Raw genomic sequence first — 21,438 nt, 5'->3', positions numbered from 1 at the left:
ACCGGGCGCTTCAGGAAAATATCGGAAATATCGGCAAAGCGGGATTATCGAACGGCGCGGCCGGCCTGCGTTGGATGCGCGCCACGCGCCGCGCGGCTTTTGGCCTGCCGCAACGGCTTTGACGCATACCTGGGCTTACACTGATTTCATGGAAACCTATGACCCGCCCCGCTCGCTGACCTCGCCCATCGACCTGTGCGCGGCGCTGGACGCCGCGGTCACCGCCGCCCATGCCGGCGCGGCCATCCTGCAATCCTACGCGCATCACCGCGCCGATCTGGTGATCGATCGCAAGGCGCGCAACGATCTGGTGTCGCAGGCCGACCGCGAGGCCGAAGCCGCCATCATCGACGAACTGCAGGCGCGCACGCCGAAATTCGGCATCGTCGCCGAGGAAACCGGCGGCCAGGCGCAGGGCGCGGCCACCTGGTACATCGATCCGCTGGACGGCACCACCAATTTCCTGCACGACATCCCGCACTATGCGGTGTCGATCGCGCTGATCGCCCATGCCGGCACCGCCATCTCGGCCAACGAGCGCCTGGCGCGGGACATGCCCGTGGCCGGTGTGGTCTACGACCCCAGCCGCGAAGAACTCTTCACCGCGGTGTATGGCCTGGGCGCCTGGCTCAATGGCCGCCGCATCACCTGCTCGCGCACCCGCACGCTCGAAGACTCGGTGCTGGCCACCGGCTTTCCATTCCGCGACTTCTCCTTCGCCAGCCAGTACATGCCGATGCTGCACGACGCCATCAACCGCGCGCGCGGCGTGCGGCGCATGGGCGCGGCCGCGCTCGACCTGGCCTGGACCGCCTGCGGCCGCTACGACGGCTATTGGGAAATGGGCCTGGCGCCATGGGATGTGGCCGCCGGCACGCTGATCGTGCGCGAAGCGGGCGGCGCCTGCAGCGACATGCACCAACAGGATTCCTGGCCCATCGGCGGGCGCGTGGTGGCCGGCAACCCGGACATCGAGCGCGCCCTGCACGAGATGATCGCGCCGCACCTGGACCAGCCGGGCTGAACGCCCGGCCGGCCCGCGGCCTCAGGCCGGCTGGCCTTGCGGCGCGGCGGCCTCGGCGTCCGGCCGCAATTCGCGCCGCAGGATCTTGCCGACATTGCTCTTGGGCAGTTCGTCACGGAACTCCACATAGCGCGGCCGCTTGTAGCCGGTCAGCTTGTCCTTGCACCACTGCTGCACCTGGGCCTCGGTCAGCGCGGAATCCTTCTTCACCACGAACACCTTGACCGCCTCGCCCGAGTGCTCGTCCGGCACCCCGATGGCCGCGCACTCCAGCACGCCCGGCATCTGCGACACCGCCGCCTCCACCTCGTTCGGATAGACCTTGAAGCCGGACACGGTGATCATGTCCTTCTTGCGGTCGACGATGCGCGTGTAGCCCTTGTCGTCCATGATGCCGATATCGCCGGTGCGGAAATAGCCGTCGGCCGTCATGACGTGACGCGTTTCCTCGGGCTTCTGCCAATAGCCAGCCATGACCTGCGGCCCGCGGATGCTGACTTCGCCACGCTCGCCCAGAGGCACCTCGTTGCCGGCGTCGTCCAGGATGGCGACGTACGTGGACGGCAGCGGCAGGCCGATGGAACCGGAATACGCCGTGGCGTCGCACGGATTGACCGTGGCCACCGGCGACGTTTCCGACAGGCCATAGCCTTCGATCAGGGGCTTGCCAGTGATCTTCAGCCAGCGCTCGGCCACCGCCTGCTGCACCGCCATGCCGCCCCCCAGGGCCAGGCGCAGCCCCGAGAAATCCAGTTTGGCGAAATCCTCGTTGTGCACCAGCGCATTGAACAGCGTATTGACGCCGGGAAACACGTTGATGGGCGTCTTGCGCCAGGCCTGGACCAATGACGCCTGATCACGCGGATTGATGATCAGCACATTGCGCATGCCCGCATACATGCCGTAAAGGCCGCAGACCGTCATGGCGAACACGTGGTACAGCGGCAAAGCGCTGAGCACGGTGATCTGGCGGTCCGTCATGTCGCGCAGCGCGGGCGCCGCCACCGCTTCCATCTGCTTCACGTTGGACGTGAGGTTGCGATGCGTCAGCATCGCGCCCTTGGGCACCCCGGTGGTGCCACCGGTGTATTGCAGGACCGCCAGGTCGTCCATCGACAGGACCGGCGCGGTGAACGGCAGGCCGGCGCCGCTGGCCAGCACGCGCGACAACTTCAGCGCGCCCTCGATGCGCCAGGCCGGCACCATCTTCTTGATATAGCGGGCGGCCAGGTTCACCAGCGGCGCCTTCAGGCCGCCCAGCAGGTCGCCGGGACCGGTCACGACAATGTGCCTGAGCTGGCCGCGATCGGCCACGCTTTGCAGCGTGTGGGCGAAATTCTCGAGAATGACGATGACCGCCGCGCCGCTGTCCAGCAACTGCCGCTGCAGTTCGTCGGCCGTATACAGCGGATTGACGTTGACGACCGCATGGCCGGCCCGCAGGGTGCCCAGCAGCGCAACCAGATATGCCGGCACGTTCGGCATCATCAGCGCCACGCGCGAGCCCTTGGGCAGGCCAAGGCTTTGCAGCCAGGCGGCGAACGCGCGGCCTTGCGCATCCAGTTGCGCGTAGGTGATGTCGCTGCCCATGGCGGTGCAGGCGACGCGCCCGGCATACTGCTTGCAGGCCCGGTCCAGCAGGTCGGTAAGCGATGCGTACTCGTCAATGGAGATATCGGCGGGAACCCCTTGCGGGTAATGGGCAAGCCACGGGCGAGTCATGGTGTTTGTCTCCATTAAATTGGCTTTTGATTGATGATAACCTTGTTGCGTTCCCAAATTCCGCCCGAAGCCTCCCATGAAACTGCTCGATCCCATCGTCGCCTGGCGCGACGAGATCTCCCAGATCCGGCGCGATATCCACGCGCATCCTGAATTGGCGTTCGAGGAATTCCGCACCGCCGACGTGGTCGCGGCCAAGCTCGAGGAATGGGGCATTGAAATCCACCGCGGCCTGGGTGGCACCGGGGTGGTCGGCACCATTCGCGGCAACCGTCCCGGCGAACGCGCCGTCGGCCTGCGCGCCGACATGGACGCCCTGCCCATGCAGGAAGCCAACACCTTCGCCCACGCCAGCCAGCACGCCGGCAAGATGCACGCCTGCGGCCACGACGGCCACACCGCCATGCTGCTGGCCGCCGCGCGCTACCTGTCGCAGCACCGCGATTTCGCCGGCACGGTCTACGTCATCTTCCAACCCGCCGAAGAAGGCGGCGGCGGCGCCAAGCGCATGATCGACGATGGCCTGTTCACCCGCTTCCCCATGGAAGCAGTGTTCGGCATGCACAACTGGCCCGGCATGGCGCCCGGCCAGTTCGGCGTGACCGCCGGCCCCATCATGGCCTCCAGCAACGAATTCTCCATCGTGATCAAGGGCAAGGGCACCCATGCCGGCATGCCCAACCTGGGCATCGACCCGGTCATGGCGGCCGTGCAACTGGCGCAGTCGCTGCAGACCATCATCACGCGCAACCGCAATCCGCTCGACGCCGCGGTGCTCAGCATCACGCAGATCCACGCCGGCAGCGCCGACAACGTGGTGCCCAACCACGCCGAACTGCGCGGCACGGTGCGCACCTTCACGCTCGAGGTGCTGGACCTGATCGAACGCCGCATGGAAGAAATCGCGCGCCACACCTGCGCGGCCATGGACTGCGAGGTCGAGTTCACCTTCCAGCGCAACTATCCGCCCACCATCAACCACCCGGACGAAGCGGCCTTCTGTGCCGATGTCATGCGCGACATCGTCGGCGACGACAAGGTCAACGACCATGTCCAGCCCACCATGGGCGCCGAGGATTTCGCATTCATGCTGCAGGAACTGCCCGGCTGCTATGTCTGGATCGGCAATGGCGTCGGCGACCACCGCGCCGCCGGCCATGGCCTGGGCCCGTGCATGCTGCACAACGGCAGCTACGACTTCAACGATGAGCTGCTGCCGCTGGGCGGCACCTATTGGGTGCAACTGGCCCTCAAGCGCCTGGCCAGACCCTGAGGCCGCGCTTCCCACGGGCGGGCGGCCTGCGGCCGGCCCGCGCGAGGCGCCTTTCGGCGTGAACCGGCCCTAGCCGCCTTCCGCCGGACCGGTCCGCACCGCCTGGCACATCGCCAGGAAACGCAGGGCGGCGCGGGCGGCGGCGTCGGCATGCGGCACCAGGATGCTCAAGGTGCGCGTCAGAGGCCGCGGCAACAGCCGCAAGGCCGCCAGCGCGCCATCTTCATGCCGCATCGACATGGCCGAGACGAACCCCACGCCCAGCCCGGCGCGCACCGCCTGCTTCACCCCTTCCACCCCGGCCAGTTCCAGGCCCACCGCCGGCGCCAGGCCGGCATCCGCGAAAGCCCGTTCGACCAGCCGCCGCACCCCAGAGCCAGGCTCGCGCATCACCAGCGCCGAGACCGCCAGGTCCCGCAGTGTCACCGCGCCCTTGCCCGCCAGGGAATGATCGGCGCGCACGATCGCCACCACCTCGTCCTGCCGCCAGGCATGCACGGCGGTATCGGCGGGCAGGCCCGCGGGCACATCGCCTTCGATGAAGGCCAGATCCAGCGCCGGCAGGCGTTCGACGATTTCACGGGTATTGCCATCGGACAGGTGCAGGCTGACGGCGGGAAAGGCGTGGCGGAAATCCGCCACCAGCCCAGGCAGGAGATAACTGGCCGGCGTGGTGCTGGCCCCCAGGCGCAGCACCCCGGTTTCCAGGCCGCGCCAGGATTCCCGCACCGCCTGCGCCTGGCGATACACCTGGCGCAACTGGCGCGCCTGCTCGGCCAGGCGTTCGCCCGCCTCGGTCAACGCGATGCCGTGGCCGCTGCGGCGATACAGCGGCTCGCCAAACCATTCCTGCAACGCCCGCAACTGGCCGGAGACCGCGGGCTGCGACAGGTGCAGTTGCTGCGCCGCGCGGCTGATATTGCCGGCATCGGCGACGGTGGCGAAGGTAAGCAATTGATCAGGGGTCATGGGCGCTGGCGGCGCGTCAGGAAACCGGGCACGGCCTCGATATCGGAATTATCGATATTTCATATCAAAAATGAAAATTTTCCAAATAACAGGCCTGAAATTATTATTTCGGCTAGTTATTTAGATATGCAGAAAGGCCCGCCATGAGCACCGCCACCAGCGCCGCCCCCCAACCCGTCACACCCGCCGCTCCCCCCGCCGCCGCGGCTGCCGCCACGCCCTGGCGCGACAAGCTCAACGGCGTCCTGTTCGTCGGCCTCATGTCGGCCGCGGTCATGCAGCTGGCGGACCTGCCCGCCATCCGCCAGCTCGGCTTTTCGCCGCTGGTGGTGGGCATCGTCTGCGGCATGCTGTACGGCAACTTCCTGCGCGGCACCATGCCGGTCGACTGGGGCGTGGGTGTCAACTTCACCGCGCGCCGGCTGCTGCGGATCGCGGTGGCCTTCTATGGGCTGAACATCAGCATCCAGCAGATCGCCGCCGTCGGCCTGCCGGGCCTGGCGGTATCGGTGGCGGTGGTGGTGGGCACGCTGCTGCTCGGCACCTGGGTCGGCCAGCGCGTGCTGGGGCTGGACCGCGATACCGCCATGCTGACCGCCGCCGGCAGCGCCATCTGCGGCGCGGCCGCGGTGCTGGCATTCGAGCCGACCCTGCGGGCGCAGCCGCACAAGAGCGCCGTGGCGGTGGCCACCGTGGTGCTGTTCGGCACGCTCTCGATGTTCCTGTATCCGGTGCTGTACCACGCGGGCTGGCTGCATTTCGACACCCAGGCCCTGGGCATCTACATCGGCGGCACCATCCACGAGGTTGCGCAGGTGGTCGGGGCCGCCAGCAACATCGACCCCGCCACCACGGAAGTCGCCACCATCGTCAAGATGACCCGGGTCGCGCTGCTGGTGCCGGTGCTGCTGGTGCTGGGCCTGTACCTGCGCAGCGCCGCCAGCCACGCCAGCGGCGGAGCCAAAGGCGCCAAGCTGCCGATCCCCTGGTTCGCGGTCGGCTTCCTGGCCCTGGCCATCGTCAATTCGCTCAACATCATCCCGGCCGACGCCATCGCCGCGATCCGCCGCCTGGATGTCTTCGCCCTGACCATGGCCATGACCGCGCTGGGCATCGAGACCCGCTTCGCCAATATCCGCAAGGCCGGTCCCCGCGTGATGGCGCTGGGCCTGATTCTCTACGCCTGGCTGCTGGTCGGCGGCTACGGCATCGTCAAGCTGGCCTCCTGATCCGCGCCCGCCTCGATAAAGCGCGCCGACGGGGCGCCGGCCCGCGCCGGCGTCCCGTTTTTCCTGCATAATCGGCTGGTTGCCTTGCATTGGAGCCGGCCGCATGACCTCCAGCACCCAAACCCCCTTCACGACCCTGCCCGCCAATCGCGAGGCGGTATTGCGCGTCATGCCGATGCCCGCGGACGCCAACATCCACGGGGACGTTTTTGGCGGCTGGATCATGTCCCAGGTCGACATCGCCGGATCCATCCCGGCCGCCCGCCGCGCCGCCGGCCGGGTCGCCACCGTCGCCGTCAACGCCTTCCAGTTCAAGCAACCCGTGTTCGTGGGCGACCTGCTCAGCTTCTATGCCGCCATCGTCAAGACCGGCACCACTTCCGTCACCGTCTCGGTCGAGGTCTACGCGGAACGCCAGCGCCTGGACGCCGAAGTCGTCAAGGTCACCGAAGCCACGCTGACCTACGTCGCCACCGACGAAGCACGGCGCAGCCGCCCCCTTCCCATTCTTTGAGCCGTAACGCATGACGCAGTCCGCCGCCGCGCAGAAACCGCCCGCGACGCCCCGCCGCCTCGACCCGGAAGACGCGCAGCACGCTCTGGCCGAAGTCCAGGAATGCCTGCGCCGCCAGCAACTGGTCGCCGACCTGGTGCACCGCCAGGAAGAAGGCGACGCCAAGGCGAACCTGGTCGAGGACCTGGTTCACCGCCAGCACGAAGCGGAACTCAAGACGCTGCTGGACGGCCTGCATCCGGCGGACATCGCCTTCATCCTGGAATCGCTGCCCAAGGACGAGCGCCAGGCCATCTGGCAGTTGGTCAGCCCCGAGCACGATGCCGACGTGCTGCTCGAGGTCGAAGACTGGGTCCGGGAATCGCTGATCGAAGCGATGGACCGCCAGGACCTGGTGGCCGCCACCGGCAACATGGACGCCGACGAACTGGCGGACCTGGCGCCCGACCTGCCACCGGACGTCGTGGCCGAAGTGCAGAAGGGCCTGACCGAGGAAGAACGGGCGCAGTTGCTGGAAGCCATGGGCTATCCGGAAGACAGCGTTGGCGCCATCATGGACTTCGAAATGGTCCGGGTGCGCGAGGACGTCACGCTCGAAGTGGTGCTGCGCTACCTGCGCCGCCTGCACGAGCTGCCCGACCACACCGACCAGATCTTCGTGGTCGACCGCCAGGACAAGCTGCAAGGCATCCTGCCCCTGTCGCGCCTGCTGGTCAGCGAGCCCGAGACCGAAGTGCGTGCCGTCATGAACTCGGATTTCCTGACGCTCAATCCGCTCGATTCCGACGCCGACGCCGCCGGCGCCTTCGAGCGCTACGACCTGGTCTCGGCTCCCGTGATGGACGACCAGGGCCGCCTGATCGGCCGCGTCACCATCGCCGACGTGGTCGACGTGATGCGCGAAGACTCGCAGGAACAGGCCCTGTCGCGCGCCGGCCTGCAGGAAGAAGACATCTTCGCGCCGGTCAGCACGGCGCTGCGCAACCGCGCCCCATGGCTGCTGTTCAACCTCTGTACCGCCGCCACGGCCTCGTTCGTGGCTTCGCAATTCGAAGGCACGGTCAGCCAGATCGTGATCCTGGCGTTCCTGATGTCCATCGTCGCCGGCATCGGCGGCAACTCGGGCAACCAGACCATGACGCTGATCATCCGCGCCCTGGCCATGGGCCGCATCACTGGCCGCAACCTGTGGCAACTGGTCAAGCGCGAATTGCTCGTGACCCTGATGGTGGGCCTGTGTGGCAGCCTGGTGGCGGCCCTGTTCGCCTGGGCCATCTCGCACTCGATCTCGATCGCGCTGGTCATGATGGCGGCAATGGTCTGCAACATGCTGGTCGGTGCATCCGTCGGCGTACTGGTGCCAATGGTGCGGGCCCGTTTCGGCAAGGACCCCGCCATGGGATCTTCAGTGCTGCTGACCTTCGCCACCGATTCGCTGGGCTTTTTCATCTTCCTGGGCCTGGCGACGATCTTCCTGCTGTAGCGCCCCCGCAACGGCCGGGCCGCCGATTGTTTCACGGCATATCCGAGGTCCTGTTTTGACAGCGGCATGACAGTAAAAAGACCGGCGGCTCCGTTACAGTAACGGGGTTGTCATCATTACTGTCCCTACAATGACCGCCAAATTCCGGGCAGCGCTTTTCTGCCTGCTGCTCTCGACCTTCAGCGCCGCCGCGCACGCCTGCGACAACCTGCCTTCGTGGGCCCAATCCGCCTGTCAACGCCTCGACCAGATCTGGACCGAAGGCGGCAACGACCTCTATTTCAGTGGTTACTCCTGGCACAACCGCGCCATGTACAGCCGCGAAAAGATCAACAGCTTCAACGAGCTGGCCTGGGGCGGCGGCTACGGCCGCAGCATCTACGACGAAGACGGCGACTGGCAGGGCCTGTACGCCATGGCCTTCCTGGACTCGCACAGCAAGGTCGAACCCATCGCCGGCTATGGCTTCCTGAAAATCGGGCGGGTCGGCGAGAACTTCCGACTGGGTGCCGGCTACACGGTTTTCCTGACCGCGCGCCACGACATCATGAGCTACGTACCGTTCCCTGGGGTTCTGCCACTGGTCTCTGCCGGCTACAAGGACACCATGCTGTACGCCACCTATATCCCCGGCTCGCGCGGCGCCGGCAACGTGCTGTTCATGTTTGGCCGCTGGGCCTTCTGACGCACCGGCCGGCGAGCCTTTCGGCGGGCCGGCCAGCCCGGCCTCAGCAGGGCTGCGAGCCCAGCCGGCGCACCAGATCTCCGAGGCGCCAGTCGTCGATGCCATGGGCGCGCAGCGCCTTCTCGGTTTCCACCACATAGTCCAGGCACGGGCCCGAATGCCCGACCGCGTTGCGCACCGACGCCAACAGGCGGTCGTCGGTCAGGCCGGCAGCGTATTCCCGGCAAGCGCGATTGAGCAGGAACACCAGGGCCCGCACCGGCGCCGGCTCGGTATGGCAAGCCAGCCAGCGGGGCGTATAGGCGCCGGTGACCATCTCGCGGCGCCACAACGCCTCGAACACCGCCGGAACGTCGCAGGCCGCGATCTGGAAGGCCACGCCCCGGCAGCAGCCGCCGCGATCCAGGCCGAACACCAGCCCGGGATTGTCGGGCGACCCGCGATGATCGTGCGACCACAGGCACAGCGAGCGGTGATACCCGCGCACCGTGGCCAGGCGCCGTTCGCGCCAGGCGAACCCGGGATGCCAGATCAGGGACCCGTAAGCGAACAGCCACAGGTCTTCGGTGCCATTCCATCCAGCCAAAAGCGCATCCACCGACGCGGGTGGCGTCTGCGCCAATCCGGCACAGCCGGCGGGTACTGCCAACGACATAGGGTCCTCTGGTATCGCGGGTTCATTCCATCAGGAATGCCGGATATCCTACGCCGCCCGCCACGCAAAAGCATTGCGAGATGGGCCGCGAGCAACACGCCGAAAGAGATTTGTATTTGCCGCAAGCGGCCGCCAGTGGAAAAAATTTGCGTCCGCGCCATCCGCGCCATTTCCGCCGGCGCACCAGCGCCGGCCTGACCGTGGCGGCGCGCCGGGACCAGACGCCGCTAGACCGCGTCCAGCGGCAACTCGGTGGTGCTCTTGATGACTTCCATCGAGAAGCTGGCGCTGACGTCCAGCAGGTCGACTGCACCGATCAGGCGGCGGTAGAAGCGGTCGTAGGCCGCCATGTCCTCGACCACCACCTTGAGCAGGTAGTCGATATCGCCCGCCATGCGGTGGAACTCGACCACGTTCGGCAACGCCATGACGGCGTTGATCAGGCTCTGGGTCCACTTCTCGTTGTGCTGGCTGGTCTTGATGGACACGAACACCGTCAGGTTCAGCCCCAGCGCCCGCGGATCCAGCAGGATGGCGTTGCGGGCGATGACACCATCGTCCTTGAGCTTCTGGATGCGGCGCCAGCATGGCGTGACGGACAGGTTGACCTGTTCTGCGATCTCGGCGACCGAGCGGGTGGCATCCTTCTGCAGCAACGCCAGGATCTTGATGTCCGTCTGGTCCATGGAGGTTCCTCAAGCGATATCGGCGCCATCTTGCCCTGCCGCCCCGCCCGCGTCCAGCCGCGGAACACCCTAGGGCCGTTCACATTGGAAGGAGCCCCGCCCAGGCCCTGGGCGCATGTCGAAAGGCTCGCCTGCGCGTCACGCCGCGGGCCGGGCGGCCGGCGCCCGCTGGCGGCGTCAGTAAGTCCCTGGGTAGCCGCCGCCGTCGATCAGGATGTTCTGCGCCGTCATGTAGCCCGCCTGCGCCGAGCAGATGTAGGCGCACAGCGCCCCCAGTTCTTCCGGCTGGCCATAGCGGCCGGCCGGATTGGCACGGGCGCGCTCGTCCCACAACTGCTCGAAGGTCTTGCCGCCCTGCTCCACCATGCCGCGGATGTGACGGACCTGCGCGTCGGTCGCAAATGCCCCGGGCAATAGATTGTTGATGGTCACGTTGTGGCTCACCGTCTGCCGCGCCAGGCCGCCAACGAAGCCAATCAATCCGGCGCGCGCGCCGTTGGACAGTCCCAGTTCGGCATGCGGCGCCTTGACGCTGCGCGACACGATGTTGACGATGCGCCCGAAGCGCCGCTCGATCATGCCGTCGACTACCCGCCGGATCATGTCGATCGGCCCCAGCATCATCGCGTCCAGCGCAGCCACCCAGTCTTCGTGCGACCAGTCGCGGAAATCGCCCGGCAGGGGCCCATCGGCATTGTTGACCAGGATGTCCGGATGCGGACAGGCGGCAAGCGCGGCATCGCGCCCCTCCGGCCGGGTCAGGTCGGCCGACACCCAGCCCACGCCGATGCCCGCCGTCTGCGAGATTTCTGCCGCGGCCTGCTCCAGCGTCTGCGGATTGCGGGCGGCGATCGTGACCGACACCCCCTCGCGCGCCAATTGCAGCGCACACGCCCGGCCCATGCCGCGGCTGCCGCCGAATACCAATGCCGTCCTGCCGCTGATCCCGAGATCCATGCCCGCCCCTCCAGAGTGGTACCAAGAAGCGAACCAGTATAGGAGTGCGGGCGCCCTGCCGGGATGGATTTTTTTCGCCGCTCAGCCCATCCACTGGCTGACCGGAGCGGCCGCGTCCTGCAGCGGCTGCGCCACTACGTCGATCAGCGCCGGCCCGTCATGCTCCATGGCCGCCTTGATCGCCGCGTCCAGCTTCGCGGGGTCCTCGACCCGCCACGCCTTCACGCCATAGGCTTCGGCGATACGGGCGTGGTCGGTGCGGTCGAAGTCCACGCTGTAGTAGCGCTTGTCGTAGCCGGCCTTCTGGCTGGCCTTGATCCAGCCATAGACCGAATTCGAAAACACCACCATCAGCAGCGGCGCCTTGTGGCGCACGATGGTCTCCAGTTCGCCGACCGTGAAGCCGAAGCTGCCGTCGCCCATGACCGAGACGCACTTGGCGTTCGGCCGGCCCACCCAGGCGCCCAGCGCCGCCGACATCGAGAATCCCAATGCGCCATGCGCGCGATTGGTGATGAAATGGCGGCCGGGCCGCGACACGTCGTAGTAGGCCGAGAAATACGGGCACGGCGTACCGGGATCGGCGCACACCACGGCGTCATCGGGCAACAGGCGATTGAGCGACTGCACCACGCGTTCGGGGCGGATCGGCGCATCCAGGCTGCTGGCCAAGGGCTCCAACTGCGCGCGGCGCGCGGCCTTGGCGCGTCCGGCCAGCACCGCGCCATCGGCCGCGTCGGCGGGACGGTGCGCCAGGCGCGCCTGCACTTCGGCGCCCAGCGCCTGCAACGCCAGCTTGGCATCGCCCACCATGCCCACTTCGGTCAGGTAGTTGGCGCCGATCACCATCGGGTCGATGTCGATGTGCAGGATCGGCACGTCGCGATTCGGGAAGCGCCAGTGTTCCGTCGAGGTCGACCCGGCGCGGCAGCCGACGAACAGCACCACGTCGGCCGCGGCCACCACATCGCGCGTCGCCATCACGCCGCCGTTGGAACCGACCACGCCCGCATTGAGCGGATGAGTGTCAGCCAGACTGCCTTGCCCGCTGACGGTCACGCAGACCGCCGCCTTCAGGCTCTCGGCCAATTCCTGCAAGGCGCCGCAGGCGCCGGCGATCACCACGCCGCCGCCGCAGATGATAACGGGGGCGCGCGCGCCCACCAGCCGCTGCGCGGCGCGCGCCACGTCGGCCGGATCCGGCGCATAGCGCAGCGACGGGAATTGCGCGTGCTCGGGCTGGGCCCAGACGTCGGCGGCATCGACCTGCTGCTTCATGACGTCATAGGGAAAGCACAGATGCGCCGCGCCGGGCTTGCCGGTGGTCATGGCGCGGAACGCCGCGCGCACCATGCCGGGAATCTGGTCGGCGCGGTCGATGGTGCGGTTCCACTTGGTCAGCGGCCGGTACAGCGCCTCCTGGTCCAGTTCGGTCAGCGGATACTTGCCGCGCGAGCCCACCGCCACATCGGAGGTGATGCCCAGCACCGGGATGGACGACTCGTTGGCCTCCACCAATCCCGGCAGCAAGTAGGTTGCGCCGCCACCGCTCGGTCCTTCGCACACGCCGACCTTGCCGGTCACGCGGGCATAGGCGTCGGCCATGTAGCCGGCGCTGCGCTCATCCCGGGTCAGGATGTGCCGCATGCCATGATCGAGCCGGTAGAGCGCATCGTAGAACGGCAGGCTGGTATCGCCGCAAAGGCCGAAGATGTGTTTGACGCCGTTGTGTTGCAGCATCCGCACCATTGCTTCGGCGCCAGTCAGGGTATCCATGTCTTCTCCATGCTGTACGCGGATCGGGCAAAGCGCCATGGCGCTTCGCCCCGGACCGCTCAGTTGTCCAGATTGATGTTGTTGCGCTTGATGAACTGGCTCCAGCGGTTGTATTCCGCCTTCACATAGGCATCCAGAGCCGGGCCGTTAGACGCCACGATCTCGAAGCCCGCCTCTTCCAGCTTCTTCTTGACCTCGGGATCGGCCAGCACCGTATTGAACGCCTGCGTCAGTTTCTTGACGGTCGCCTCCGGCGTACCCTTGGGCGCGAACATGCCGCTCCACGAATAGGCAACGAATCCGGGGAAACCGGATTCGGCCACCGTTGGCACATTGGGCAGGTCCGGCAGGCGCTTGTCGCCGGCCACGGCCAGCGGCTTGATCTTGCCGGCCTGGATCTGGCCGCGCAGCGCCGCGAAGCTCAGCCAGGTCATGTTGGCCTGGCCGCCCACCACCGCCTGGATCGCCGGGCCGCCGCCGCCATACGGCACGTGCAGCAGCTCGACTTTCGACAGGCGCTTGAGTTCCTCGGGCGCCAGATGATTCAGCGAGCCTACGCCAGTGGAGGCATAGTTGAATTTGTTGGGCGGCTGTTTGGCCGCCGCCGCCAGGAACTCCTTCAGGTTGTTGCCCGGCACGGCCGGGTTGGCGCCCAGAACCAGCGGAAAGCGCACGGTCTGCGTGATGGCGACAAAGTCCTTGAAGGTGTCATAGGGCAGCTTCGGTTTCACCGCCGGGTTGATGCCGTGGTTGTCGAAGCTCACCAGCAGCGTGCTGCCATCGGGCTCGGCCCGCGCCACGAAGGCGGTGGCGATCTGGCTGGCGGCGCCCGGACGGTTTTCCACCACCACGGCGCGGCCGCCCAGTTCCTTGGACAGCCGTGGCTGCATGATGCGGGCCAGGATGTCGGTGCTGCCGCCCGGCGGATAGGGCACCACCAGGACCAGTGGCTTTTCCTCCGCATGGACGGGCGCGGCGGCCAAGCCGCCTCCCAACGCGGCCAGCGCGCAGACGGCCGCTAGCGCGCGCCGGATTGATGAATGGCTCATGAGTTTTCCCCTGATGTTGTGGTGTTGGCCGGCACTACCGAAGCGGGTTCGGCCTGGTCCCGCATGTAAATCGTGGAAAAGCCGGTGCGGATGACGTCCGTGATCTGATCCAGCCGCCTGCCGATATGGCTGCGCATCATGTCCGGCAGGGCCTCGATATCGCGCCGCTCGAGCGCCCCGACGATGCGCATGTGCTCGCCCTGGGTGTGGCTGCGGCGCCCCTGCTGCATGTCGATCCAGCGCACGAAGTGGATGCGCGCGTTGACGCTTTCAAGCGCGCGCACGAATTCGTCGTTGCGCGTATGGCGCGCCAGCATCAGGTGAAACGCCTCGTCCAGTTCCAGCAGGCGGGTCGCGTCGCTGTCCTCGGGCACGTCGCGCGAGCGCTCGACGAAAGCGCGCAACGCCGCCAGCTCCTCGTCGCTGGCGCGCTCGCAGGCCGCGCGCACGATGCCGGCTTCGAGCACGGCGCGATACTCGTAGAGGCTGTGGATCTGCTTGGCATCCAGCAACCGGGCGATGAAGCCGCGGTTCACCGAGCGCGTCAGGAAGCCCTCCACCATCAATTGGTTGAGCACCTCGCGCAGCGGCGTACGGCTGACGTTCAGGCGCCGCGCCAATTCCACTTCGTTGATGCGCTCGCCCGGCTTGAACTCGAAGCTCACCGCCATCGCCTTGACGGCGTTGTACAGCTCGGCCTGGCCGGCCATGGTGCGGGGCGCGGGTCGGGATTGCGTCATAGGGGAACGGCCGCCGGAACGAGATCAATGGAATAAAGTGCATACTAAAGTGCATACACTTTGCTTCGCAACCCGGGTTTGCCCGGAACGCGCGGCAGCGCTCCGCCCCTGTTTGGCAGCGGGCAACGGAATAAAGTCCGGGGCAAGCCGAGTGCGCGCCGCGCCACACCGGCGCGGGCTGCGCACAGACCGGGGTCAGACGCCGGTATCGAGCGTGTAGTGGGCGCCGTCGCGGTTTTCCAGCGTCAGCGCCGACAGCGCGGGTACGACGGCCGCGGGATCTTCCTGCACGTGGATGCGCAGGTTGGCCAGGGGCACATCCCAGCCGCCGCCGGCCGCAGCCTCGGCCGTGACGCCCGCCACCAGGGCCAGGCGCTCGGCCACCTGGCGTGGTTGCGCGGCGCGGGCATCGATGCGATACAGGTTGCGGGCGCCGTTGGGGTGGGCCATCAGCGCGGGCGACCAGACGCACTCGGGCGTCAGGTGGCGGCAGAAATACATGCGGATGCCGGGCAGCGGCTGCTCGGCGAAACGCACGGTGTGGAAACGGGCCTGGACTTCCTGGCCGCCCAGCATGGCGGGACGCGACAATTCCTGCATCGGATTGACGGCGAAGCCAGCGGCGATCAGACGCTCGCGCGTGGCCTCGGCGTCGTAGGTGCGGAACACCAGCGCCTCGAGCCCGAAGGGCGAATCGGCGATTTCCTTGCGCGCGGGCGGCGCGCCGGGCGGCCAGCCCAGCAGTTCGACGTAAGTGCCTTCGAGCACGATCAGGCGATTGCACGAACCCAGGTTGTGCACCGCCTTTTCACTCAGGTGAAAACCCTGCCGCTCGAAGTGCGGCGCCAGCGCATCCAGCCGGTCGCGCACCATGACCACGGCGTGGTCGAACTCGGTTTGGCCGACGGCATGCAGCATGGCGTTATCCGCTCAGACCAGCTTGCCGTGGCACTGCTTGTACTTCTTGCCACTGCCGCACGGGCACGGATCGTTGCGTCCCACCTTGGGCATCGCGTTGCGCACGGGCTGGGCGCCGTTGTCATCGGCCGATTGGGCCAACGCCTCGTCGTAGTCGGAATGGTGGTACTGCACGTTCTGCACATGCGACTGGGCGGCTTCGGCCTCGGCCTGCTCGACCTGCTCCGACGACTGCACGCGCACCGTCATCAGCACGCGCACCACGTCGTCGCGGATGCGGTCCAGCATGCCCGAGAACAATTCGAAGGCCTCGCGCTTGTATTCCTGCTTGGGATTCTTCTGCGCATAGCCGCGCAGATGGATGCCCTGGCGCAGGTAGTCCAGCGCCGACAGGTGTTCGCGCCAGTGCGTGTCGATCGCCTGAAGCATGATCGACCGCTCGAACTGCGACCACGATTCCAAGCCGACCTGGTCGACCTTGCCCTGATAGATGTCGCGCGCCGCCGCGACCACGCGTTCGCGCAGGTCTTCGTCGGTCAGGTTCTCTTCCTTCGCGAGCATCTCGACCAGCGGCAGGTGCACTTGCCAGTCGGCTTCGAGCGCCTTCTGCAGCGCGGGGATGTCCCACTGCTCTTCCACCGATTCCGGCGGCACGTAGGTATTGAACAGCTCGACCACCGCGGCATCGCGCAGGTTCTCGACCATGGGACCGACGCTCGCCGCTTCCAGCACTTCGTTGCGCTGCGCGTACAGCACCTTGCGCTGGTCGTTGGCGACGTCGTCGTACTCCAGCAATTGCTTGCGGATGTCGAAGTTGCGGCCTTCGACCTTGCGCTGCGCGGTCTCGATGGAACGCGTCACCATGCCGGCCTCGATCGGCTCGCCCTCGGGCAGCTTGAGGCGCTCCATGATGGCGCGCACCCGGTCGCCCGCGAAGATGCGCATCAGCGAATCTTCCAGGGACAGGTAGAAGCGCGATGACCCCGGGTCGCCCTGGCGGCCGGCACGGCCGCGCAATTGGTTGTCGATACGGCGCGATTCATGGCGCTCGGTGCCGATGATGCGCAGGCCGCCCGCGGCCTTGACCTGCTCGTTGAGCGGCTTCCAGTCGGCGCGCACCTTCTCGATACGCGCGGTCTTTTCGGCTTCGGACAGCGATTCGTCGGCGCGGAGCAGGTCGACCTGCTTTTCGATGCTGCCGCCCAGCACGATGTCGGTACCGCGGCCCGCCATGTTGGTGGCGATGGTGATGCGGCCCGGCTTGCCCGCCTCGGCGACGATCTCGGCCTCGCGCGCATGCTGCTTGGCGTTCAGCACCTCGTGCGGCAGCTTGGCCTTTTTCAGCAGGCCAGACAGCAGCTCGGAGTTCTCGATGCTGGTGGTGCCCACCAGCACCGGCTGACCGCGCTCGTGGCAGTCGCGGATGTCTTCGAGGATGGCGTTGTACTTTTCCGCGTCGGTCTTGAAGACCTGGTCGTTCTGGTCCTTGCGGACCATGGGCTTGTTGGTCGGGATGATGACCGTCTCGAGCCCGTAGATTTCCTGGAATTCGTACGCTTCCGTATCGGCCGTGCCGGTCATGCCGGACAGCTTCTCGTACATGCGGAAGTAGTTCTGGAAGGTGATCGAAGCCAGCGTCTGGTTCTCGTGCTGGATCTTCACGCCTTCCTTGGCTTCGACCGCCTGGTGCAGGCCGTCGGACCAGCGGCGGCCCACCATCAGGCGGCCGGTGAACTCGTCGACGATGATGACTTCGCCGTCCTGCACCACGTACTGCTGGTCGCGGAAGAACAGCGTGTTGGCGCGCAGCGCCACCATCAGGTGGTGCATCAGCGCGATATGGCGCGGGTCGTACAGCGACTCGCCTTCGGGCAGGATGCCCAGGCGCGCCAGGATGCCTTCGGCGTTGACATGGCCCGCTTCCGACAGGTAGACCTGCTGGCTCTTTTCGTCGACCCAGTAGTCGCCCTCGGGCTCCGGCTCCTGCGGCTTGGGTTCGCTGGCCATGCGGGTCAGCAGCGGTGGCACCGCATTCATGCGGATGTAGAGCTCGGTATGGTCTTCGGCCTGGCCCGAGATGATCAGCGGCGTGCGCGCCTCGTCGATGAGGATAGAGTCCACTTCGTCGACGATGGCGTAGAACAGGCCGCGCTGGCGCCGGTCCTCAACACGGTATTCCATGTTGTCGCGCAGGTAGTCGAAACCGAATTCGTTGTTGGTGCCGTAAGTGATGTCGGCGGCGTAGGCGGCCTTCTTTTCCTCGTTCGGCTGCTGCGGCACCACCACGCCCGTCGTCAGGCCCAGGAAGCGATACAGGCGCCCCATCCATTCGGCATCGCGGCGGGCCAGGTAGTCATTCACCGTGACCACGTGCACGCCCTTGCCGGCGAGCGCGTTCAGGTACACCGGCAGGGTCGCCATCAGCGTCTTGCCTTCACCCGTGCGCATTTCCGCGATCTTGCCGCTGTGCAGCGCGATGCCGCCCAGCATCTGGACGTCGAAGTGGCGCATGCCGAACACCCGCTTGCCGGCTTCACGCACGACAGCGAAGGCTTCGGGCAGCAGCTCATCGAGCGATGTGCCCTGCGCGTGGCGGGAACGGAATTCCGCGGTCTTGGCCGCCAGCTCCGCATCGGAGAGCGCGGAGATCTTGGGCTCCAGCCCATTGATCTGGGTTACCAGCTTGCGATACTGCTTAAGCAGCCGGTCGTTGCGGCTGCCTATGAGTTTTTTGAGCAGAGAAACCATGCGTATGTCGGCCGCACGAGCCCCGCCGCGCCCGCATGGGGCCAGGGCGGCGTCGCCCGTGACTTGATTTATTTGGTTGAGCGGGGGTCCGCTGGGAAACGAACCAGTTTAACGCACCTGGCGCGTAATAGCCTGGCCCTATGGCCAGGTGGCACTGTAGCCCGGCTCGGGCATCAGCGCGTGGCGCCATCGGCGCCGGCTTGCGCCAGCGTCGGCGGAGCGTTCTGCTGCGACCCCAGGAACAGGCGCGGATCGAGCGGCTGGCCGGCCAGGCGCACCTCGAAATGCAGGTGCGGCCCGGTGGAGCGGCCGGACGAACCGACCCGCGCAACCTGCTGGCCGCGCTCGACCAGTTGCCCTTGCTTGACCAGCAGCGACGAAGCGTGGGCGTAGCGTGTGATCAGCCCATCGCCATGGTCGATTTCGACCATGTTGCCGTAGCCAGGATGGAATTTGGCCTCCAGCACCACGCCGCCCGATGCCGCCAGGATCGGCGTGCCCGGTGGCGCGGCGAAGTCCAGCCCCTCGTGCATCGCCGGCCGCCCGGTGACCGGATTGCGACGCCAGCCATACGAGGAACTGAGATAGGGATAGTCGGTGATCGGCATCGCCGTCGGCATGCGCGCCTGGTCGGCCGAACGCCGCGTCAGCGCCGCGTCCAGCAACCTGAAGTTGTCGGTCTGCAGGGCCAGCCGCTCCTGGATCTCGTCAAGCTGGCGGCCCAGGACTTCGGCCGAAGTGGCGCCGGAGGGCGCGCCCTCGATGAACAGGTCGTCCATCACCTGCGTGGCTTCGGGCGCGTGCGGCATGTCGGCCGGCGCCGCTGCCAGTTGCCTGGCCACCTCGGGATCGGTGTAGGCCACTCCGGCCACCTTCGCCACCCGCTGGCCAAGGCCATCGATACTCACCAGCTTGGCCTGCAGCGCCCCGACCTTGGCGGCCAGCAGGTTCATGTTGCCGCGCAGGAAGTCGGCATCACGTCCCGGCTGCTCGGACAGCGGCCAGCCAACCGTGTGCACGGCGGGCAGGATGGGAGTAATGTAGCGCTGGAGGGCCGCGCCGAAGATGGCGGCCGTCATCAGCGCGCCCCCCAGAAACAACGCCAGGCGCGCGCCTCCCAGGGTGAAATGCCCGTCCTGCCCGTCCCGGGCGTGCATAATCACGATTTTCAAGGTTTGCTTCCTAATTCTCAGAGCCGGGATGAATAGACCCACTTCATACCGTCAACGTTCCAGTTCCAGCCGGCGGGGGGAAAATACCGCCCTGGGATGGCTGGGTCATGACATGCGGGGTGCCGGCGTACTGGCGACCGCCCGCAAGCACTTGCAAATCCAATATGCGGTGGCGGCGATCCTGCCCGCCCCGTTGGGCTCCGTCTGCCAGGTAGGCAAGCTGGAAAACCAGCGCCTTCAACTGGTGGTGCCCAGTGCCGCGCACGCGGCGAAGATGCGTCAATTGGCCCCGCGCATCGCGCAGGCCTTGGCGGACCAAGGCTGGAACCTTAACGAAATTGCGGTGAAGGTACAAGCCGGCCTGCCCAAGCCCGGAGCCCGCAAGCCGCTGCCGCCCAAAGAGGCGCAACCGCTGGGGGAGGCAGCCCTGGGCGCCTTCGAGACCCTGCACGACAACCTGCGCCCCGGCCCATTGGCCGACGCGGTCGCCAAGCTATTGAAGCACCACAAGAGTAGCTGAAGATAGCCGGGCTTGCCCGGGTGCCCACTTGCCGATGGCCGCAATGCCCGCATTGCCGGACGGGATCACCCCGGCGCTCGCGCCCGGTGGCGCACACGGATCAAGCCTATCGGCGCCATCCAATGAAAATGGCCGGTGCTCAACCGGGGGCGCCCCCCGGTACACCGGCCATCAGCGGCAAGCCGGCCTCAGGCCAGTTGCCATTCGTGCCGAAACGCCTGCGGCGCTTCGGCCTGCGATTCGTAGGTCACCAGTTCCCAGGCATCGCGCTGCTGTAGCAGCGCGCGCGCCAACTGGTTGTTCAGGCCATGGCCCGACTTGCACGCCACGTAGCGCGCCACCAGCGGTTTGCCCAGCAGATACAGGTCGCCGATGGCGTCCAGGATCTTGTGCTTCACGAATTCGTCGTCGTAGCGCAGGCCGTCGCTGTTCAACACCCGGTATTCGTCCATGACGATGGCGTTGTCCAGGCTGCCGCCGCGGGCCAGGCCCATCGAGCGCAAGGCCTCGACTTCGTTGACGAAGCCGAAGGTGCGGGCGCGCGCGATCTCGCGCACGTACGAATGGGTGGCGAAGTCGATTTCGGCGAAATTCGCAGTCGAATCGATGGCGGGGTGGCGGAAGTCGATCGAGAAGGCCAGCGCGTACCCTTCATGGGGTTCGAGCCGGGCCCACTTCTCGCTGCGGCCTTCGCCTTCGCGCACTTCCACCGTCTTCAACACGCGGATGAACTGCTTGGGCGCGTTCTGCTCGACGATGCCCGCCGAGCGCAACAGGTACACGAAGGTTGCCGCACTGCCGTCCATGATGGGGACTTCTTCGGCAGTGAGGTCGATATGCAGGTTGTCGATGCCCAGGCCGGCCAGCGCCGACATGAGATGTTCCACCGTCGACACGCGGACGTTGCCCTGCTGCAGCACCGAGGCCATGCGCGTATCGCCCACGCCCATGGCCTGCGCGGGCAGGTCGACGACTTCGGGCAGGTCAACGCGATGGAACACAATGCCCGTATTGGGCGCCGCCGGACGCAGGGTGAGCTCGACCCGCCGTCCGGAGTGGACGCCGACGCCTGTCGTGCGGACGAGATTCTGGATGCTGCGCTGTCGGAACATGAGACTAAGGTATTTGAGCCAGGAAGCCGGCAAGATGACAAGAAATTGCCAGCGTAACTGACGTATTGTAACTCTGTCCGGTTCTCAACGCCATCAAAGCGTCGGGACCGACTGGTGAAGCTGTCCCCGATTCAAGCCGTACAGACAAAACACGGACCGCTCCGCCTCCGGCTTGCCTGCGGGGACAGGCAAGCCGGAGATGAGGG

At 66.8% G+C, this 21,438-nt stretch carries 19 protein-coding genes; 7 read left to right on the top strand and 12 right to left on the bottom strand.

Translation table 11 applies throughout. The annotated features are described in order from the left end of the window. Window positions 1–148 precede the first annotated feature (148 nt). On the top strand, window positions 149–1,024 hold the full coding sequence (locus tag AC6LKG_RS21455) for an inositol monophosphatase family protein (protein WP_498167913.1): 876 nt from the start codon (window positions 149–151) through the stop codon (window positions 1,022–1,024). Window positions 1,025–1,045: 21 nt separating this feature from the next. Here AC6LKG_RS21455 and AC6LKG_RS21450 read toward each other — a convergent pair whose 3' ends face one another. Beyond that, window positions 1,046–2,746, bottom strand: coding sequence for an AMP-binding protein (locus tag AC6LKG_RS21450; protein ID WP_498167910.1), 1,701 nt, complete (start codon window positions 2,744–2,746; stop codon window positions 1,046–1,048). A gap of 76 nt (window positions 2,747–2,822) precedes the next feature. Here AC6LKG_RS21450 and AC6LKG_RS21445 point away from each other — a divergent pair, with 76 nt between their 5' ends. Then, entirely contained in the window at window positions 2,823–4,019 is a 1,197-nt protein-coding gene (locus AC6LKG_RS21445) for a M20 aminoacylase family protein (protein WP_498167907.1), read from the top strand. A 69-nt stretch (window positions 4,020–4,088) separates the two neighbouring features. Here AC6LKG_RS21445 and AC6LKG_RS21440 read toward each other — a convergent pair whose 3' ends face one another. Further along, window positions 4,089–4,988 carry a LysR family transcriptional regulator gene (locus AC6LKG_RS21440; protein ID WP_498167904.1) on the bottom strand — a complete coding sequence of 300 codons (900 nt, stop codon included), beginning with the start codon at window positions 4,986–4,988 and terminating at the stop codon, window positions 4,089–4,091. A 143-nt stretch (window positions 4,989–5,131) separates the two neighbouring features. Between AC6LKG_RS21440 and AC6LKG_RS21435 the strand changes: the two genes are divergently transcribed. The 4 genes from AC6LKG_RS21435 (at window position 5,132) to pagP (ending at window position 8,899) form a co-directional block, all read left to right on the top strand. Beyond that, window positions 5,132–6,217: a YeiH family protein gene (locus tag AC6LKG_RS21435; protein WP_498167901.1), complete on the top strand. Its 1,086-nt coding sequence runs from the start codon at window positions 5,132–5,134 to the stop codon at window positions 6,215–6,217. 103 nt (window positions 6,218–6,320) lie between these two features. Beyond that, window positions 6,321–6,731 (top strand): acyl-CoA thioesterase, encoded by a 411-nt coding sequence (locus AC6LKG_RS21430; protein WP_175134789.1) that lies wholly within the window; start codon window positions 6,321–6,323, stop codon window positions 6,729–6,731. A 10-nt stretch (window positions 6,732–6,741) separates the two neighbouring features. Next, window positions 6,742–8,214 carry a magnesium transporter gene (mgtE, locus tag AC6LKG_RS21425; RefSeq protein WP_498167898.1) on the top strand — a complete coding sequence of 491 codons (1,473 nt, stop codon included), beginning with the start codon at window positions 6,742–6,744 and terminating at the stop codon, window positions 8,212–8,214. 130 nt (window positions 8,215–8,344) lie between these two features. Beyond that, window positions 8,345–8,899 carry a lipid IV(A) palmitoyltransferase PagP gene (gene pagP, locus AC6LKG_RS21420; RefSeq protein ID WP_236755103.1) on the top strand — a complete coding sequence of 185 codons (555 nt, stop codon included), beginning with the start codon at window positions 8,345–8,347 and terminating at the stop codon, window positions 8,897–8,899. 43 nt (window positions 8,900–8,942) lie between these two features. Here pagP and AC6LKG_RS21415 read toward each other — a convergent pair whose 3' ends face one another. The 9 genes from AC6LKG_RS21415 to AC6LKG_RS21375 form a co-directional block, all read right to left on the bottom strand. Then, window positions 8,943–9,554: a gamma-glutamylcyclotransferase gene (locus AC6LKG_RS21415; RefSeq protein WP_498167894.1), complete on the bottom strand. Its 612-nt coding sequence runs from the start codon at window positions 9,552–9,554 to the stop codon at window positions 8,943–8,945. Window positions 9,555–9,781: 227 nt separating this feature from the next. After that, window positions 9,782–10,240, bottom strand: coding sequence for an Lrp/AsnC family transcriptional regulator (locus AC6LKG_RS21410; protein WP_498167891.1), 459 nt, complete (start codon window positions 10,238–10,240; stop codon window positions 9,782–9,784). Window positions 10,241–10,417: 177 nt separating this feature from the next. Continuing rightward, a complete protein-coding gene (locus AC6LKG_RS21405) occupies window positions 10,418–11,197 on the bottom strand; it encodes an SDR family oxidoreductase (RefSeq protein ID WP_498167888.1) in 780 nt (259 codons plus the stop codon). An 81-nt stretch (window positions 11,198–11,278) separates the two neighbouring features. After that, window positions 11,279–12,973, bottom strand: a complete 1,695-nt coding sequence (locus AC6LKG_RS21400) for a thiamine pyrophosphate-binding protein (protein ID WP_498167885.1) — start codon at window positions 12,971–12,973, stop codon at window positions 11,279–11,281. Window positions 12,974–13,032: 59 nt separating this feature from the next. Further along, the gene (locus AC6LKG_RS21395) at window positions 13,033–14,022 is read right to left on the bottom strand and encodes a tripartite tricarboxylate transporter substrate binding protein (RefSeq protein WP_498167883.1); all 990 of its coding nucleotides are present in this window, start codon (window positions 14,020–14,022) and stop codon (window positions 13,033–13,035) included. After that, window positions 14,019–14,762 (bottom strand): GntR family transcriptional regulator, encoded by a 744-nt coding sequence (locus tag AC6LKG_RS21390; protein ID WP_498167880.1) that lies wholly within the window; start codon window positions 14,760–14,762, stop codon window positions 14,019–14,021. The genes AC6LKG_RS21395 and AC6LKG_RS21390 overlap by 4 nt, the downstream gene beginning before the upstream one ends. A gap of 195 nt (window positions 14,763–14,957) precedes the next feature. After that, a complete protein-coding gene (locus AC6LKG_RS21385) occupies window positions 14,958–15,680 on the bottom strand; it encodes a VOC family protein (protein ID WP_498167877.1) in 723 nt (240 codons plus the stop codon). A 12-nt stretch (window positions 15,681–15,692) separates the two neighbouring features. Beyond that, the gene (secA, locus tag AC6LKG_RS21380; RefSeq protein ID WP_498167875.1) at window positions 15,693–18,428 is read right to left on the bottom strand and encodes a preprotein translocase subunit SecA; all 2,736 of its coding nucleotides are present in this window, start codon (window positions 18,426–18,428) and stop codon (window positions 15,693–15,695) included. A 173-nt stretch (window positions 18,429–18,601) separates the two neighbouring features. Continuing rightward, window positions 18,602–19,585, bottom strand: a complete 984-nt coding sequence (locus AC6LKG_RS21375; protein ID WP_498167936.1) for a M23 family metallopeptidase — start codon at window positions 19,583–19,585, stop codon at window positions 18,602–18,604. A gap of 127 nt (window positions 19,586–19,712) precedes the next feature. Here AC6LKG_RS21375 and AC6LKG_RS21370 point away from each other — a divergent pair, with 127 nt between their 5' ends. Next, the gene (locus AC6LKG_RS21370; RefSeq protein WP_498167933.1) at window positions 19,713–20,120 is read left to right on the top strand and encodes a DciA family protein; all 408 of its coding nucleotides are present in this window, start codon (window positions 19,713–19,715) and stop codon (window positions 20,118–20,120) included. Between the two features lie 188 nt (window positions 20,121–20,308). On the opposite strand, the gene lpxC is transcribed toward AC6LKG_RS21370, so the two are convergent. Then, window positions 20,309–21,232, bottom strand: coding sequence for a UDP-3-O-acyl-N-acetylglucosamine deacetylase (gene lpxC, locus AC6LKG_RS21365; RefSeq protein ID WP_498167872.1), 924 nt, complete (start codon window positions 21,230–21,232; stop codon window positions 20,309–20,311). Window positions 21,233–21,438 lie beyond the last annotated feature (206 nt).

The organism is Achromobacter sp. 46006 (assembly GCF_059761975.1).
The sequence above is the reverse complement of the archived record's forward strand: the minus strand, read 5'-3'. Positions and strand labels throughout refer to the sequence as shown.

Excerpts from the sequence above, each read along its gene's own strand:
- AC6LKG_RS21455 (WP_498167913.1), top strand. The coding sequence starts at position 149 with ATGGAAACCTATGACCCGCCCCGCTCGCTGACCTCGCCCATCGACCTG.
- AC6LKG_RS21450 (WP_498167910.1), bottom strand. The coding sequence starts at position 2,746 with ATGACTCGCCCGTGGCTTGCCCATTACCCGCAAGGGGTTCCCGCCGAT.
- AC6LKG_RS21445 (WP_498167907.1), top strand. The coding sequence starts at position 2,823 with ATGAAACTGCTCGATCCCATCGTCGCCTGGCGCGACGAGATCTCCCAG.
- AC6LKG_RS21440 (WP_498167904.1), bottom strand. The coding sequence starts at position 4,988 with ATGACCCCTGATCAATTGCTTACCTTCGCCACCGTCGCCGATGCCGGC.
- AC6LKG_RS21435 (WP_498167901.1), top strand. The coding sequence starts at position 5,132 with ATGAGCACCGCCACCAGCGCCGCCCCCCAACCCGTCACACCCGCCGCT.
- AC6LKG_RS21430 (WP_175134789.1), top strand. The coding sequence starts at position 6,321 with ATGACCTCCAGCACCCAAACCCCCTTCACGACCCTGCCCGCCAATCGC.
- mgtE (WP_498167898.1), top strand. The coding sequence starts at position 6,742 with ATGACGCAGTCCGCCGCCGCGCAGAAACCGCCCGCGACGCCCCGCCGC.
- pagP (WP_236755103.1), top strand. The coding sequence starts at position 8,345 with ATGACCGCCAAATTCCGGGCAGCGCTTTTCTGCCTGCTGCTCTCGACC.
- AC6LKG_RS21415 (WP_498167894.1), bottom strand. The coding sequence starts at position 9,554 with ATGTCGTTGGCAGTACCCGCCGGCTGTGCCGGATTGGCGCAGACGCCA.
- AC6LKG_RS21410 (WP_498167891.1), bottom strand. The coding sequence starts at position 10,240 with ATGGACCAGACGGACATCAAGATCCTGGCGTTGCTGCAGAAGGATGCC.
- AC6LKG_RS21405 (WP_498167888.1), bottom strand. The coding sequence starts at position 11,197 with ATGGATCTCGGGATCAGCGGCAGGACGGCATTGGTATTCGGCGGCAGC.
- AC6LKG_RS21400 (WP_498167885.1), bottom strand. The coding sequence starts at position 12,973 with ATGGATACCCTGACTGGCGCCGAAGCAATGGTGCGGATGCTGCAACAC.
- AC6LKG_RS21395 (WP_498167883.1), bottom strand. The coding sequence starts at position 14,022 with ATGAGCCATTCATCAATCCGGCGCGCGCTAGCGGCCGTCTGCGCGCTG.
- AC6LKG_RS21390 (WP_498167880.1), bottom strand. The coding sequence starts at position 14,762 with ATGACGCAATCCCGACCCGCGCCCCGCACCATGGCCGGCCAGGCCGAG.
- AC6LKG_RS21385 (WP_498167877.1), bottom strand. The coding sequence starts at position 15,680 with ATGCTGCATGCCGTCGGCCAAACCGAGTTCGACCACGCCGTGGTCATG.
- secA (WP_498167875.1), bottom strand. The coding sequence starts at position 18,428 with ATGGTTTCTCTGCTCAAAAAACTCATAGGCAGCCGCAACGACCGGCTG.
- AC6LKG_RS21375 (WP_498167936.1), bottom strand. The coding sequence starts at position 19,585 with ATGCACGCCCGGGACGGGCAGGACGGGCATTTCACCCTGGGAGGCGCG.
- AC6LKG_RS21370 (WP_498167933.1), top strand. The coding sequence starts at position 19,713 with ATGCGGGGTGCCGGCGTACTGGCGACCGCCCGCAAGCACTTGCAAATC.
- lpxC (WP_498167872.1), bottom strand. The coding sequence starts at position 21,232 with ATGTTCCGACAGCGCAGCATCCAGAATCTCGTCCGCACGACAGGCGTC.